General features: G+C 73.3%; 12 protein-coding genes. 2 read left to right on the plus strand and 10 right to left on the minus strand.

Annotation, left to right across the window (positions count from 1 at the left end; genetic code table 11):
* Positions 1-105: 105 nt before the first annotated feature.
* From AB0L06_RS23925 to AB0L06_RS23955, 7 genes are all read right to left on the minus strand, one after another.
* A complete protein-coding gene (locus AB0L06_RS23925; protein ID WP_500233290.1) occupies positions 106-1449 on the minus strand; it encodes an FAD-dependent oxidoreductase in 1344 nt (447 codons plus the stop codon).
* 48 nt (positions 1450-1497) lie between these two features.
* Complete coding sequence (locus tag AB0L06_RS23930; RefSeq protein WP_500233291.1) at positions 1498-2976, minus strand: amino acid permease; 1479 nt, start codon at positions 2974-2976, stop codon at positions 1498-1500.
* Between the two features lie 264 nt (positions 2977-3240).
* A complete protein-coding gene (locus AB0L06_RS23935; RefSeq protein WP_500233292.1) occupies positions 3241-5331 on the minus strand; it encodes a 3-hydroxyacyl-CoA dehydrogenase NAD-binding domain-containing protein in 2091 nt (696 codons plus the stop codon).
* Positions 5328-6530, minus strand: coding sequence for a thiolase family protein (locus tag AB0L06_RS23940; RefSeq protein ID WP_500233293.1), 1203 nt, complete (start codon positions 6528-6530; stop codon positions 5328-5330). Before AB0L06_RS23940 ends, AB0L06_RS23935 begins: the two co-directional genes overlap by 4 nt.
* Before the next feature lie 238 nt (positions 6531-6768).
* Positions 6769-7386: a phosphatase PAP2 family protein gene (locus tag AB0L06_RS23945; protein WP_500233294.1), complete on the minus strand. Its 618-nt coding sequence runs from the start codon at positions 7384-7386 to the stop codon at positions 6769-6771.
* A 107-nt stretch (positions 7387-7493) separates the two neighbouring features.
* Positions 7494-8492, minus strand: a complete 999-nt coding sequence (locus AB0L06_RS23950) for a M56 family metallopeptidase (RefSeq protein WP_500233295.1) — start codon at positions 8490-8492, stop codon at positions 7494-7496.
* Between the two features lie 46 nt (positions 8493-8538).
* Complete coding sequence (locus AB0L06_RS23955) at positions 8539-8907, minus strand: BlaI/MecI/CopY family transcriptional regulator (protein WP_500233296.1); 369 nt, start codon at positions 8905-8907, stop codon at positions 8539-8541.
* Positions 8908-9090: 183 nt separating this feature from the next.
* Between AB0L06_RS23955 and AB0L06_RS23960 the strand changes: the two genes are divergently transcribed.
* Positions 9091-10782 (plus strand): AMP-binding protein, encoded by a 1692-nt coding sequence (locus AB0L06_RS23960; protein WP_500233297.1) that lies wholly within the window; start codon positions 9091-9093, stop codon positions 10780-10782.
* Positions 10783-10886: 104 nt separating this feature from the next.
* The gene (locus AB0L06_RS23965; RefSeq protein WP_500233298.1) at positions 10887-11249 is read left to right on the plus strand and encodes a hypothetical protein; all 363 of its coding nucleotides are present in this window, start codon (positions 10887-10889) and stop codon (positions 11247-11249) included.
* A gap of 31 nt (positions 11250-11280) precedes the next feature.
* Here AB0L06_RS23965 and efeU read toward each other — a convergent pair whose 3' ends face one another.
* The 3 genes from efeU to AB0L06_RS23980 all read right to left on the minus strand — a co-directional run bounded on the left by efeU (position 11281) and on the right by AB0L06_RS23980 (position 14407).
* Positions 11281-12147: an iron uptake transporter permease EfeU gene (gene efeU, locus AB0L06_RS23970; protein ID WP_500233534.1), complete on the minus strand. Its 867-nt coding sequence runs from the start codon at positions 12145-12147 to the stop codon at positions 11281-11283.
* 172 nt (positions 12148-12319) lie between these two features.
* Positions 12320-13531, minus strand: a complete 1212-nt coding sequence (locus AB0L06_RS23975) for a ribonuclease D (RefSeq protein WP_500233535.1) — start codon at positions 13529-13531, stop codon at positions 12320-12322.
* A gap of 267 nt (positions 13532-13798) precedes the next feature.
* Positions 13799-14407, minus strand: coding sequence for a DUF3000 domain-containing protein (locus AB0L06_RS23980; protein ID WP_500233299.1), 609 nt, complete (start codon positions 14405-14407; stop codon positions 13799-13801).
* Between the last annotated feature and the right edge of the window lie 55 nt (positions 14408-14462).

The following is a 14462-nucleotide window of genomic DNA, read 5'->3' on the forward strand; positions in this document are numbered from 1 at the left end:
CCCCCCGGAACCCTGTGAGGCAGGCGCTCAGAGGCTCGTCCGACGCCCGTGGGGCGGCGCGGAGTGCGGCTCAGGTGGGTCGGGCGATGAGCGCGGAGTGAGCGGTCAGGCGCCGTGGCAGGCGGTGCGCATGGCGTCCCAGCGGGCCAGTTTCACGCGTTCGCCGCGGTCCAGGGAGCGGGCGAGGGCGATCTCGGCGGCGTCGAGGTTGAGCCAGTCCTCGTAGCGGACGGCGGGGAGCTCGCAGCGCTCCAGCAGGTTCTCGATCGTCCCGGCGGGTTCGGTGCGGGTGTCGCCGAGGTCGGCGAGCAGGTTCCGGACGGTCTCGGCGGCGTCGGACTTGTTCGTCCCGACCACGCCGGTCGGGCCGCGCTTGACCCAGCCCGCCACGTACTCGCGGGGGAGCGGGGACCCGTCGGGGCCGAGGACGCGCCCGCCGTCGTTCGGGACGACCTTGCTGCGCTCGTCGAACGGCAGCCCCGCCAGCGGGACGCTCTGGTACCCGACCGAGCGCAGCACCATGCCGACGGGCAGGTCCTCGAACTCGCCGGTGCCGGTGACGCGCCCGGTGTCGTCCAGGCGGGTGCGCTCCAGGCGCAGCCCCTCGACCCGGTCGGTGCCGAGGATCTCGGTGGGCGCGCGCCAGAACCGCACGTCGATGCGGCGCGGACGGTCGTTCGGGGCGTCCGTCCAGCCGTTGAGGACCTTGATGTTGCCGCGCACGTGCCGGTCGGCCTCGGCGGCCGCGGCGCTCGCCTCGTCCAGGTCCATGTCCCCGGCCGGGACGTGCACGGACGCCTCGGCGAGCGTGCCCAGCTCGCGCAGCTCCTTGGTGGTGAACTTGGCCTGCGCCGGGCCTCGCCGCCCGATCATGTGGACGCGCCGGACCCGGCTGCGCGACAGCGCGTCCAGGACCTGCTCGGGCACGTCCGTCGGACGCAGCTCGTCCACCGTCCGGGCGAGGATGCGGACGACGTCCACGGCGACGTTCCCGACGCCGATGACGGCGACCTCCTCGGCGTCCAGCGCGAAGCCGTGGTCGGCGGCGTCGGGGTGGCCGCAGTACCAGTTGACGAAGTCGGTGGCGGCGAAGCTGCCGGGCAGGTGCTCGCCGGGGATGCCCAGATGCCGGTCGACCATCGCGCCGGTCGAGTAGATCACGGCGTCGTAGTGGTCGAGCAGCTCGGCGCGCGACACGTCCCGGCCGAGCTCGACGCAGCCGAAGAACCGCACCCCGGGACGCTCCAGGACGCCCTGGAGGTAGTTCGCGATCGACTTGATGGACGGGTGGTCCGGCGCGACCCCGTACCGGACGAGCCCGTACGGCGACGGGAGGCGGTCGAACACGTCCACGCGGACTCCGTCCCCGGCCTGCTTGAGCAGGGCCTCGGCCGCGTACAACCCGGCCGGACCGGAACCGACGACCGCGACCCGCAGGTGTCCCGTCATGGGGGCATTGTGCCCTCGTCGCGGCCGAAAGTGACAGCGTGAGCGCCGTCACACCCCGGATCGGGCCGCCTGGAGCCGGGAGTGGGAGCGGCCGTAGCCGAAGTAGACGATCACGCCGACCGCCATCCAGGCGAAGAACCGGTACCAGGTCTCGACCGGCAGGTTCAGCATGACGAACAGGCAGGCCAGGACGGACAGCACCGGGACGGCCGGGACGAGCGGCGTCCGGAACGCGCGCGGCAGGTCCGGCCGGGTGCGGCGGAGGATCACCACGCCGACGGACACGACCACGAACGCGAACAGCGTGCCGATGTTCACCAGCTCGGCGAGCTTGGCGAGCGGGATCAGCCCGGCGAGGATCGCGACGATGCTGCCCATGATGAGCGTCGACCGGTAGGGCGTGCCGAACCGCGGGTGGACGGCCGAGAGCCAGGCCGGGAGCAGGCCGTCCCGGCTCATCGCGAAGAACACCCGGCTCTGCCCGAGCAGCATGATCAGCACGACCGTCATGAGGCCCGCGACCGCGCCGATGCTGATGATCGTCGCGAACGCCGGATGGCCGACGGCCTTGAACGCGTCCGCCAGCGGCGCCGCGACGCTCAGCTCGGTGTAGTGCTGCATGCCGACCACGACCAGGGAGACCGCCACGTACAGGACGGCCGTGACGACCAGCGAGCCGAGCAGCCCGATCGGCAGGTCGCGCTGCGGATGCCGCGCCTCCTCGGCGGCCGTGGCCACGATGTCGAAGCCGATGTAGGCGAAGAAGACGATGGACAGGGCCGCGAAGATGCCGAGCCAGCCGAAGGACACCGGGCTGATGCCGAACAGCACCTGGAGGAGCGGCGCGGCGGCGCCCGAGACCGACGGGTTCGACTGCGACGGGGGGATGAACGGGTGGTAGTTCGCCCCCTTGATGAAGAACAGCCCCGCGAAGATCACCAGCAGCACGATCGCGACCTTGATCGTCACGACCACCGCGTTCACCCGCGCTGAGACCTTGACGCCCGTGACCAGCAGCCCCGTCACCGCGAGGACGATCAGCACCGCCGGGATGTTCAGCACCCCGCCGTTGTACCCGGGCGGATTCAGGACCGAGGCGGGCAGATGGATCCCGATGCCGCTCAGCAGGGAGGCCAGGTATCCGGACCAGCCGACCGACACCACGGCCGCGCCGAGCGCCAGCTCCAGGATCAGGTCCCAGCCGATGATCCAGGCCGGGAACTCGCCGAGCGTCGCGTAGGAGAAGGTGTAGGCCGATCCCGCCACCGGGACCGTCGAGGAGAACTCGGCGTAGCAGAGCGCCGCCAGGCCGCACACCACGGCGGCCAGCAGGAACGAGATCGCGACCGCCGGCCCGGCCTTGTCCCGCGCGACCTGGCCGGTGAGGACGAAGATGCCGGTCCCGATGATGACGCCGACGCCGAAGATGAGCAGGTCCAGGGGCCCCAGGTCCCGGCGCAGCCGGTGGTCCGGCTCCTCGGTGTCGCTGATCGACTGTTCGACCGACTTCGTCCGGAACAGGTCCACCTGGCGTCCTCTCGGCTGGTGACGGGATGGCTGCAGTGGGTGATACAGAGTTTTTAGGCGGGATCACGGCCACCAAAACTCCGGTTCCGTCCGGGATGCGCAATGAAAACGCGAAAATGCCGTCCCGATGGTTCGGGACGGCATCTCCGTGTTCACGTCGGCGTGGTGACACCGGCGTTCGGGCGCGCGCGCTGTTCACGCGCGCGCCGTTCGCTCGAGCGGGCCCCTGTTCCAGCGGGGCCCGCGTTCAAGCGGGCTGTCGGGTCAGGCGGGCAGGGACGCTACGCCCGGCTCGAGGAACCGGCGGCCGGTCACCTGCTCGGCGATCCCGCTGCGGTCCAGGTACGGGGTGATCCCGCCCAGGTGGAACGGCCAGCCGGCGCCGAGGATCATGCACAGGTCGATGTCCTCGGGGGCGGCCACGACGCCCTCGTCCAGCATGAGCCGGATCTCCTCGGCCAGGGCCTTCAGCGCCCGCTCGAGCACCTGCTCCTCGGTGGACGCCTTGTCGCCGCCGGCGAACAGCTCGACGGCCTCGGGGTCGAGGGTGAAGTCGGGCATGTAGACGCCCCGCTTGCCCTCGGCCACGAACTTGCCGAACTTCTCCGACAGCGGGAACCGCTCCGGGAACGCGCCGTGCAGCGTCTCGTTGACGTGCAGCGCGATCGCCGGGCCGACCAGGCCCATCAGGACGAACGGCGGCATCGGCAGGCCGAGCGGGTTGGCGGCGCGCTCGGCCGTCTCGATCGGGGTGCCCTCGTCCACGGTCTGGATGATCTCCGCCATCAGGCGCAGCAGGATCCGGTTGACCACGAACGCCGGGGCGTCCTTGACCAGCACGCAGGACTTCTTCAGCTGCTTGCCGACCGAGAACGCGGTCGCGAGGGCCGCGTCGTCGGTCTGCTCGCCGCGGACGATCTCCAGCAGCGGCAGGATCGCGACCGGGTTGAAGAAGTGGAAGCCGACGACCCGCTCGGGGTGCTTCAGCTTGCTCGCCATCTCCGACACCGACAGCGAGGAGGTGTTGGTCGCGAGGATCGCCTCGGGGGAGACGTGCTCCTCGACCTCGGCGAACACCTTCTGCTTGACCGACATCTCCTCGAACACGGCCTCGATGACGAAGTCCGCGTCGGCGAAGGCGTCCTTGGTCAGCGAGCCGCTGATCAGGCCCTTGAGCCGGTTGGCCTTGTCGGCCGAGATCCGGCCCTTGCCGAGCAGCTTGTCGATCTCGCCGTGCGCGTAGCCGACGCCCTTGTCCAGGCGCTCCTGGTCGAGGTCGGTCAGCACGACCGGGACCTCCAGGCGGCGCGCGAACAGCAGCGCAAGCTGCGAGGCCATCAGGCCCGCGCCGACGACGCCGACCTTGGTGACCTTGCGGGCCAGCGCCTTGTCCGGCGCGCCCGCGGGACGCTTGGCGCGCTTCTGCACCAGGTCGAACGCGTACAGGCCGGCGCGCAGCTCGTCGCTCATGATGAGGTCGGCGAGCGCCTCGTCCTCGGCGGCGAAGCCCTCGTCGCGGCTGCGGTCCTTGGCGGCGGCGACCAGGTCCAGCGCGCGGACGTAGGACGGGGCGGCGCCGTGCAGCTTGCCCTCGAGCGTCCAGCGGGCCATGTTGACCGCGTCGTCCCAGGCCTTGCCCTTGTCGACCTCGGGGCGCTTGACCTCGATGTCGCCCTGGAGGACGTGGGCGGTCCAGGCCAGCGACTCCTCGAGGAAGTCGGCGGCGTCGAAGATCGCGTCGGCGATGCCGAGGTCGTACGCCTGCTGGCCCTTGAGCTGCTTGTTCTGGGCGAGCGGGTTGTCGATGACGACCTTGAGGGCCTTCTCCACGCCGATCAGGTTCGGCAGCAGGTACGTGCCGCCCCAGCCGGGGACGAGGCCGAGGAACGCCTCGGGCAGGCTCATCGCCGGGACGTTGCGGGAGACCGTCCGGTAGGTGCAGTGCAGGCCGATCTCGACGCCGCCGCCCATCGCCGCGCCGTTGTAGTAGGCGAACGACGGGACGTTCAGCTCGCCGAGGCGGCGGAACACGTCGTGGCCGAGCTTGCCGATGGCCAGCGCGTCCTCGCGCTTCTCCACCAGCGGGACGCCCTTGAGGTCCGCGCCGACGGCGAAGATGAACGGCTTGCCGGTCACGCCGACGGCGACGATGTCGTCGCGTCCGGCGATGGAGTCGATCGCGGCGTTCAGCTCGGTCAGGCCGCCCGGCCCGAACGTGCTCGGCTTGGTGTGGTCGAAGCCGTTGTCCAGCGTGATCAGCGCGAGCGTGCCCGCGCCGAACGGAAGCTGGACGTCGCGGACGCGGGCGTGCGTGACGACCTCGCCGGCGAAGATCTCGGTGATTCCGGCGCTCACTTGTCGCCCTCCCAGTTCACGTTCTCCCAGAGGACGGTTCCGCCCATGCCCATGCCGACGCACATCGTGGTCAGGCCGTAGCGGACGTCGGTCCGCTCCTCGAACAGCCGCGAGAGCTGGGTCATCAGGCGGACGCCGGACGAGGCCAGCGGGTGGCCGAAGGCGATCGCGCCGCCCCACGGGTTCACGCGCGCGTCGTCGTCGGCGATCTTGAAGTGCTCCAGGAACGCCAGCACCTGGACGGCGAACGCCTCGTTGATCTCGATGAGGCCGATGTCGTCCATGGTGAGGGAGTTGCGGGCGAGCAGCTTCTCGGTCGCCGGGACCGGGCCGACGCCCATGACCTCGGGCTCGACGCCCGCGAAGGCGAAGTCGACCAGCCGCATGCGCGGGGTGAGGCCGAGCTCGCGGGCCACGTCCTCGGCGGCGAGCAGGCAGGCCGTCGCGCCGTCGTTCAGGCCCGCGGCGTTCCCGGCGGTGACGTTGCCGTGCACCCGGAACGGGGTCTTCAGCTTGGCGAGGTCCTCCATGGAGGTGCCGGGCCGCGGCGGCTCGTCCTCGGTGGCGAGGCCCCAGCCCTTCTCGGCGGACCGGATCGCGGTCGGTACCAGGTCGGGCTGGATCTTCCCGGCCTCGTACGCGGCGGCGACCTTCTCCTGGCTGCGGACGGCGTAGGCGTCCGCGCGCTCCTTGGTGATCTGCGGGAACCGGTCGTGCAGGTTCTCCGCGGTCGTGCCCATGACCAGCGCCGTCGGGTCGACGAGCTTGTCGGCCAGGAAGCGCGGGTTCGGGTCGACGCCCTCGCCCATCGGGTGCCGGCCCATGTGCTCGACGCCGCCCGCGAGGACGACGTCGTAGGAGCCGAAGGAGATTCCGGCCGCGGTCGTGGTGACCGCGGTCATCCCGCCCGCGCACATGCGGTCGATGGCGTAGCCGGGGACGCTCTTGGGCAGGCCCGCGAGGACGGCGGCGCTGCGGCCGATGGTCAGGCCCTGGTCGCCGGTCTGCGTGGTGGCGGCGACGGCGACCTCGTCCACCCGCTCCGGCGGCAGGGACGGGTTGCGGCGCATCAGCTCGCGGATGGCCCGGACGACCATGTCGTCCGCACGGGTCTCCGCGTACAGGCCCTTGGGGCCCGCCTTGCCGAACGGCGTCCGGACGCCGTCCACGAACACGACGTCACGTGCGGTACGAGGCACGGGTCGCCCTCCCTCGGAAGGTGGTTACTCACTGGTAACTCGCCATCCTACTCGTCGGTAATGCCCCCGCGCGTCACCGACACCGCTCCCCGGTCCGAATCGTGGCCTGAATCTCAGTGTGGCGGATTCGGTGCGGCGCTAGCGCGGGGTGTGGTGGGTGGCCTCCTCACGGACGGCGGCCCGGCGGCGGCGCCGGGTGCGGGCGATGCCCTGGAGGAGGAAGCCGACGAGCGGACTCTCAGCGGGCGGCGGCGTGCGTCCCCGCGCGGCGGGCCGGCGCGACGCGGTCGAGGATCCTGGTCAGCAGGAGGGCGCCGACGGCGGCGACCAGCGCGCCCACCAGGAGGCCGACGGCCACGTCGTGCGGGTAGTGGACGCCGATGTAGACGCGCGAGGCGGCGATGACCAGGGCGTTGACCACGGCGATCGCGGCGAGGAGCCGTCCGGCGGCGAAGCAGACCGCGACCGCGGCGGCCCCGGCCAGGACGGCGTGGTTGCTCGGGAACGAGTAGTCGGACGCGCCGGGGCACGAGGCCGCGATGTGTACCGTGGGCATGGCGCGGCACGGCCGCTGCTCTTGGATCATCAACTTCAGAACGCTGCTCACCACGAACGCCGCGACCATCGCGCCGGGCACCCACAGGGCGGTCAGGGCGGTGCGCAGGCCCCGGTCCCGGGCCGTCCACCAGGCCAGTCCGGCGAGGACGGCGAACAGCGCGAGCCCGTAGTCGCTCCACCAGTTGACCAGGCCGTTCAGGCCGCTCGTGTGGTGGGAGACGCCGACCACCGCGCGGTACAGCCCCGCGTCGAACGCGTCGCGTCCGGCGAGCGTCGCCGCCGCTGCCTTCTCGATCACCCGGAACCCCGTTTCCCTGAGCCTGCGCCGAAGAGATATCTACATCTATGTAGATTTTATGGGACGCCAGCGTAGCCGAGACCGGTCCTGCGGCCCGTCGAAACGATCTAGTCGGCGGCCTGGGCGTGTTCGACCAGCTCGTGCAGGTCGAACGCGGCGTCCTGGGTGGCCAGCAGCGACACCAGCACCAGCCCGACCAGCGCCGCGATCAGCAGCGGACGCCGCGCCGGGGGCGGCCCCAGCAGCGCCGCCACCCGCCGGGGCAGCGGCCCGGGCCGCCGGGTGAGCCGCCGCGGCCCCCGCCCGGCGCGGATGCTCCGCCCGCCGCTCCTTTCGGCGCCGATGCCCTCCCTGCCGCGGATGCCGAGGGCCGCGGCATGGCTGAGGCGGGGACGCCGGCTGTGGGCGAGGGCGGCGCGTCCGATCGCCTGCGCGGTCTGCTCCCGGTCGTCGATGGACGCCGCGGCCCGCTCGTCCGCCCAGCGCTCGGTGGCGAAGACGACCGCGGAGCGCAGCGGCCAGAGCAGCGGGTTCGCCGCGACGGCGACGGTCGTGAGGGCCCGGAAGAGGTGGTGCCGGTCGGCCAGGTGCGCCCGCTCGTGCGCGATCAGCGCGTCGCGCTGCGCCGGGGTCAGGACGTCCAGCATGCCGGTGGTGACGACGACGCGTCCGGGACGCCCGGGTAGGGCGAACGCCTCGGCCTCCGGATCGTCCATGATCGCGATCAGGCCGTCGCCGGGCAGGGACCGGGCCGTCCGCGCGGACGCCGCCAGCCGGTACCCCTGCCGGACCGCCGCGCAGGCCACCGCGACCAGGCACACCGTCAGCAGGACGGCCGCCGCCGTCCCGTACACCGGGTCGGTGATGGGCGCGCGCCGCAGCACGGCCTCGGACATGTGCCCGAGCGCCGCGATCGGCGGCAGCCGCAGCGCGCTGCCCAGCGCCGAGACCGCCAGCGTCGCCAGGCTCGCCACGGCCAGCGCCACGCCCGTCCCGGTCAGCGACCAGACCGCGGTGCGCGGCGAGAGCCGCTCGGACAGCGGCCGCGCCGCCAGGGCCGCCACCACCGGGAGCAGGAGCGCGAGGTAGGTGTCGGGGTCGGTCATCACGGCCCCGGCCGCCCGTCCCCCCGCCGTCCCGGCGTCGGGGTGATCACTCCGGGCGTCCTTCGAGGAGCTCGCGGAGGAGGCGTTCGTCCTGGTCGGAGAGGGTGTCGACGAAGCGGGCCAGCACCATGTGCCGGTCCGGACGCTCCTGGAGGGCCTGGTGCATGCGCCGCGCCACGAGGCCGGGCTCGTCGCTGACCGGCGCGTACCGGAACGCGCGCCCGGTCTTCGCGCGCACGAGCAGGCCCTTGTCGTGCATGCGGGTCAGGATCGTGACGACCGTGGAGTAGGCGAGGTCGTCGGTGAGCAGCCGCTGGACGTCGGTCGTGGAAAGCGGCCGCCCGGCCCGCTGGAGCACCGACATGATCTCGGTTTCCAGCGCGCCCGAAGCGCGCCGTCCGTCCGCACCCGCCAAGGGGCCACCTCCCGGGATCCGGTCGGCCGATCCTGCCGATCAGCCTCGATCCAGTTTGCCACGCGGTCCCGGATGACCGACCTCGGAAAACCGGACGTTCCGTACGGGCGGCCGTCCCGGACGTCCCTTGTTCCCCTCCCTTCCGCCGGTTACCTTGACGGTGACGCACCGAGGAGGACGCCGGTGACGCACGCGAGGCCCGCCTACCGCCCCGGTCTGCGCCGCAGGCTCGGGCACGCGCGCGACCTCACCGGCATGCTGCTCCGCACCGGCCTCGTCGCGGGCCCGCCGCACCGCGTCCTGTCCCAGATCGGCGCGCTCCGCACCTGGGGCACCACCCTGGCCGGGCTCCTGGTGGCCGCCGCCGCCCGCGTCCCCGACCGGCTCGCCCTGACCGACGACGAGGGCGAGCTGACCTTCGCCGAGCTGGACGACCGGTCCGCGCGGCTCGCCGACGGCCTGCCCCTGGCCGGGCCCCGCCCCCGCGTCGGCCTGCTGTGCCGCAACCACCGCGGCCTGGTGCTCTCCCTGGTCGCGTGCAGCCGCCGCGGCGCCGAGGTCGTCCCGCTGAACACCGGCTTCGGGACGGGCCGCCTCCGCGACGTCCTGTCCGAGCTGCGCATGGACCTGATCATCGCGGACGCCGAGTTCGAGCCGCTGCTCTCCGCCGTCCCGGTCGCGCTCCGCCGCCGCGTCCTGTGGGCGGACCACGCCCCGTCCGACCGTGCGTCGGCGCGGCCCCGGGGAGGGCTGGCGACGACCCCGGCGGCGACGATCGGGCGGATCATCGAGGCGACGCCGTCCCGGGCGTCCGGGCCGCCGCAGGTGCAGAGCCGGACGATCATGCTCAGCTCCGGCACCATGGGACGGCCCCGGGGAGCCCGCCGCCCGCCCCGGCCGGGCCTGTGGCCGCTGGCGTCGATGGCGTCCCGGATCCCGCTGCGGTCGCGGCAGACGATGGTCGTCGAGGCTCCGCTGTTCCACATGTGGGGATACTCGGCGCTCCAGATGGCGTGGGCCCTGCGCGCCCCGGTCGTCCTGCACCGGCGGTTCGACCCCGTGCGGACGCTCGCGGCCGTCGCCGGGCAGGGGGACACCGTCCTGTTCGCCGTCCCGGTGATGCTCCAGCGCATCCTGGACCTGCCCGCCGCGACGCGCGCCCGGTACGACGCGTCGTCCACGCTGCGGATCGTCGCCGTCAGCGGTTCCGCCCTTCCGGGCGACCTCGCGGTCCGGTTCATGGACGCGTTCGGCGACCGCCTCTACAACGTGTACGGCTCGACCGAGACGTCCTGGGTGTCCATCGCGACCCCGCGCGACCTGCGGCTCGACCCCCGCACGGCCGGCCGTCCGCCCGCCGGGACGTCGCTGTCGATCCTGGACCCCGGCGGCCGGACGGTCCCGCGCGGCGAGATCGGCCACATCCACGCCGCCAACGAGCTGCTGTTCGAGGGGTACACCGGCGGGGAGCCGCTGCCCGTCCGGGACGGGCTGCTCGCGACCGGCGATCTCGGCCGCGTCGACCGCCGCGGCCTGCTGTTCGTCGCCGGACGGGCCGACGGCGTGATCGTCTCGGGTGGCGAGAACGTCGTCCCGCGTGACGTCGAGGACGCCCTGCTGCGGATGCCCGAGATCCACGAGGTCGCGGTCGTCGGCGTCCCGGACCCCGAGTGGGGCCAGCGCGTCGCCGCCTACGTCGTTCCCAGGCCGGGCGCCCGGATCGACCCCGCGGACGTCCGCGCCCACGTCCACGCCGAGGTCGCCCGGTACGCCGTCCCGCGCGACGTCCACCTCGTCCGGAGCCTGCCGCGCAACGCCACGGGCAAGATCGTCCCGGACCGCCTGAGCCCGCCGGAATCGCCGTCCCGCGCGTGAGCGGCGGGCTTGCGCGACGCGGTGGTCCGGGGGAGCGGAGGACGGGATGATGGGGGAGGCCGGGCTCCCCGGCCGCCCCAGGAGTGTGAAGGGTCGGACGTCGCATGCCGCTGCCGGGTCCGCTGCGCCGGCGCTGCCGGGAGTTCCTCGGCGGCGAGGTGGAGATCCGCTACGCGTTCCCCGCGCTGAGCCGCGGCGGCGGCGCGGGCTTCCTGTTCGTGGTGACCGGCGAGCGGGTCACCGTGCTCTGCACCGGGTCCGGCGGCCGGACGGGCCCGAGCGGCGTGTGGGGCAGCTACCCGCGCGAGCGCCGCATCGGGCCGGTCGAGACGGGCGCGGGCGCGTGCTTCGAGTTCGCCGGGGCGTTCTTCGAGGTGGACGACGAGTACGTGCCGGTGATCAACGCGGCGGACGCCGAGGTGTTCGACCCCGGCATCCTCCCGCGCGACCCCCTCCCCGACCTCTAGGCCGGGAAAAGGGCGCGGAGTTCAGCTCGGCTCAGGAGGAGGCGGCCGGCTCGGAGGCGGGCTTGACCGGGGCGCTCTTCGGGCCGCCCTGCGGGCGCAGGAAGAAGCCCATCACCACGACCAGGTACAGCGCCCACATGATCAGCTGGAGCGCGGTGATCTGCGGCGTGACGTTCAGGACGCCCTGGAAGGCGGTCTGCAGCCAGTCGCCCGCCGAGCCGAACTTGGCGAAGAACACGTGCGGCTCGAGCCAGACGGTGTGCAGGCCGGGCAGGAGATCCGCCTCCTGCAGGTCCTTGAAGCCGTAGCCGAACACCCCGGCCGCGACCACGATCAGCGCGCCGCCCGTCCAGGCGAAGAAGCGCTTGAGGTTCAGCTTCAGCCCGCCCCGGTACAGCAGGTACCCGAGGGCGACCGCGCAGGCCAGGCCGAGCAGCGCGCCGAGGATCGGCTGCGTCGACCCCTCGGACGAGCTGGTGATGTTCGTCCACAGGAACAGCGCGGTCTCCAGGCCCTCCCGGCCGACCGCGAGGAACGCGACCGTCCCGAGCGCGACCGGGCCGACGTCCAGCGCGGCTCCGAGCTTGCCCTCGAGCTCCTTCTTCATGAACCGGGACGTGCGGCGCATCCAGAACACCATCCAGGTGACCAGCCCGACCGCGATGATCGACAGGATCCCGCCGAACAGCTCCTGGGTCTTGAACTGCATCTCCGAGGACGCGGCGGACAGCGCCAGCCCGAACCCGACCGACACCGCGATCGCGACCCCGATGCCCGTCCACACCGGCAGCAGCGCCTCCCGCCGCCCGGTCTTCACCAGGTAGGCGATCAGGATGCTGACCACGAGGGCCGCCTCGAGCCCTTCCCGCAGTCCGATGAGGAAGTTGCCCAGTAGCATCGCCACGCTCCTCGGGGGTCGGGCCACGGGACGGGTTCCCTGCGGCGAAACCAGGATGCTTAGGTAAAGCTAACCTAATTCCCGATTTATCCCAACAGGGGGCGTCTGTGATCTGACCCGGCGGAGAGGTACCCGCGGCGATGCTCCGGCGGCGTGGGCCGGTGAGATCCGGCTAGAGCTCGCTCCAGGCCCTGGCCAGCGGCGGCACCACCAGCCCGATCTGCCACTCGCGCGCGCCGAGGCCGCGCAGGGCGTCCGCGAGCGGCTCGGCGGCGATCGGACCGGGCGGCGGCGACCACGACAGGCGGCGCACCGCGTCCGGCTGCATCAGGTTCTCGGCCGGGACGGTGAACTGCTCCGACAGCGTCGTCACCACCGCGCGGGCGGCGGTGAGCCGCTCGGCGGCGGCCGGGTCGCGCTCGGCCCAGCGGTGCGCGGGCGGCGGGCCGTCCCCGGGGAGGTTCGCCTCGGGCAGCCCGCGCTCGGGAACGCCCCGCGCCCGGGACACCGCGCGCAGCCACGCCGACTGGTGCCGGCGCGCCCCGCGGCCCTTCATGGTCGGCAGCGCGAGCAGTTCGGCGGGGGTCTTCGGCGTCTTCAGCGCCAGCTCGACGATCGCGGCGTCCTGCAGGACGCGCCCGGGGGACAGGTCGCGCTCCTGGGCGATCCGGTCGCGGGTCTCCCAGACCTCGCGGACGATCGCCAGCGCGCGCCGGTTCCGGATCCGGTGGATGCCGGACGTCCGGCGCCACGGGTCGGCGCGCGGCGTCTTCGGCGGCGTCGCCAGGATCGCGGCGAACTCCTCCATCGCCCACGGCAGCTTGCCCGTGCGCTCCAGCTCCTCGTGCAGCGCGTCGCGCAGCTCCACCAGCAGCTCGACGTCCAGCGCCGCGTACTTCAGCCAGTCCTCGGGCAGGGGACGCGTCGACCAGTCCGCCGCCGAGTGGCCCTTCTCCAGCGCGAACCCGAGGACGTTCTCGACGATCGAGCCGAGCCCGACCCTCGGGTAGCCGAGCAGCCGCCCGGCCAGCTCGGTGTCGAACAGCGACGCCGGCTTCAGGCCGACCTCGGACAGGCAGGGAAGGTCCTGGTTGGCGGCGTGCAGCACCATCTCGGTGTCGGCCAGCGCCGCGTTCAGGCCGGTCAGGTCGGGGCACTCGATCGGGTCGATCAGGGCCGTCCCCGCGCCCGCCCGGCGCAGCTGGATCAGGTACGCCCGCTGCCCGTACCGGTAGCCGGACGCGCGCTCGGCGTCCACCGCCACCGGACCGGAGCCGTGCGCGAACGCCTCCACGATCCGGGACAGCCCGGACTCGTCCGCCAGGACCGGCGGGACGCCCTCCCGCGGCTCCAGGAGCGGCGTCGAGTGCCGCTCCTCACCCACCTCGCCCTCGGCGGCGCCCGCCCCGGCGCGACCGCCGGCTCCGGCGGACGCGCCGCCGGACGGCGAGCCGGTGCCCGCGTGCCCGGCGGCCCGGGCGGGCGGGCCCGTCGCGGCTCCCGCGGATCCGGCGTCGTCCGCGCCCACGGGCCCGGTCGTGCCCGCGCGCGCGGCGGTCTGCGGTGTCTCGGACGCTGCCACGGTCTCGGTGTTCTCCCCGGCGGTCTCGGTGCCCGGCGCTCTGCTTCCCACGCCCCTACCGTACGTCGCTCAGCGGCCCGTGCCGCCGGAGCCGTCCGGCAGCGCGGTGACCCCGGCGGGCGGCAGGCCCGCCGTCGTGCTCATGACCTCGCACCATGCGGCCACGTGCCCGGCCATGTCGATGCCCGAACCGGAGTCGGTCGGGGACCAGGACGCGCGCAGCTCCAGCTCGGTCGCGGACGGTTCGTCGCTCTTGTCGCCGAAACTCTCCGACACCGCGCGGGTGATCGTCCCCGACACCGCGGTGTAGCCGGCGGGCTCGAGCGCCTCCAGCAGCCAGCTCCACGCGACCGAGCCGATCAGCTCGTCGGCGGCGAACTCCGGCTCGAGGTCGGCGCGGATGTAGGCGACGACCCGGAAGCCGCCCTCCCATCCGTCCCGGCCCGCGGGGTCGTACAGGACGATCAGCCGTCCGGACGCCACCTCGGTGTCGTCCTCGCGGTAGACCGAGCCGGACAGCGCGGCCGCGTAGGGGGCCAGGCGCTGCGGGGCGGGCATGTCCTCGAGATCGAGTTCAGGGCGCGGCGGCGGGCCGTCCAGGACGGCCTGGAGCGCCTCGCGGGCGCGCTGGAACGCGGCCGGCGGCAGGTCGGCGGCAGGATCGTCGTCGCGGGTCACGGGCACACCGGGAGGTCCGCCGGTCGCGCTGAGCGGCGGGGAGAGCGGGGTTGGG

It is taken from the genome of Spirillospora sp. NPDC052269 (assembly GCF_040679435.1).
GTDB lineage: Bacteria > Actinomycetota > Actinomycetes > Streptosporangiales > Streptosporangiaceae > Spirillospora.

Bases quoted from the DNA above. Each gene is read 5' to 3' on its own strand.
- efeU (WP_500233534.1), bottom strand. From the start codon at position 12,147: ATGCTACTGGGCAACTTCCTCATCGGACTGCGGGAAGGGCTCGAGGCG.
- AB0L06_RS23965 (WP_500233298.1), top strand. From the start codon at position 10,887: ATGCCGCTGCCGGGTCCGCTGCGCCGGCGCTGCCGGGAGTTCCTCGGC.
- AB0L06_RS23950 (WP_500233295.1), bottom strand. From the start codon at position 8,492: ATGACCGACCCCGACACCTACCTCGCGCTCCTGCTCCCGGTGGTGGCG.
- AB0L06_RS23925 (WP_500233290.1), bottom strand. From the start codon at position 1,449: ATGACGGGACACCTGCGGGTCGCGGTCGTCGGTTCCGGTCCGGCCGGG.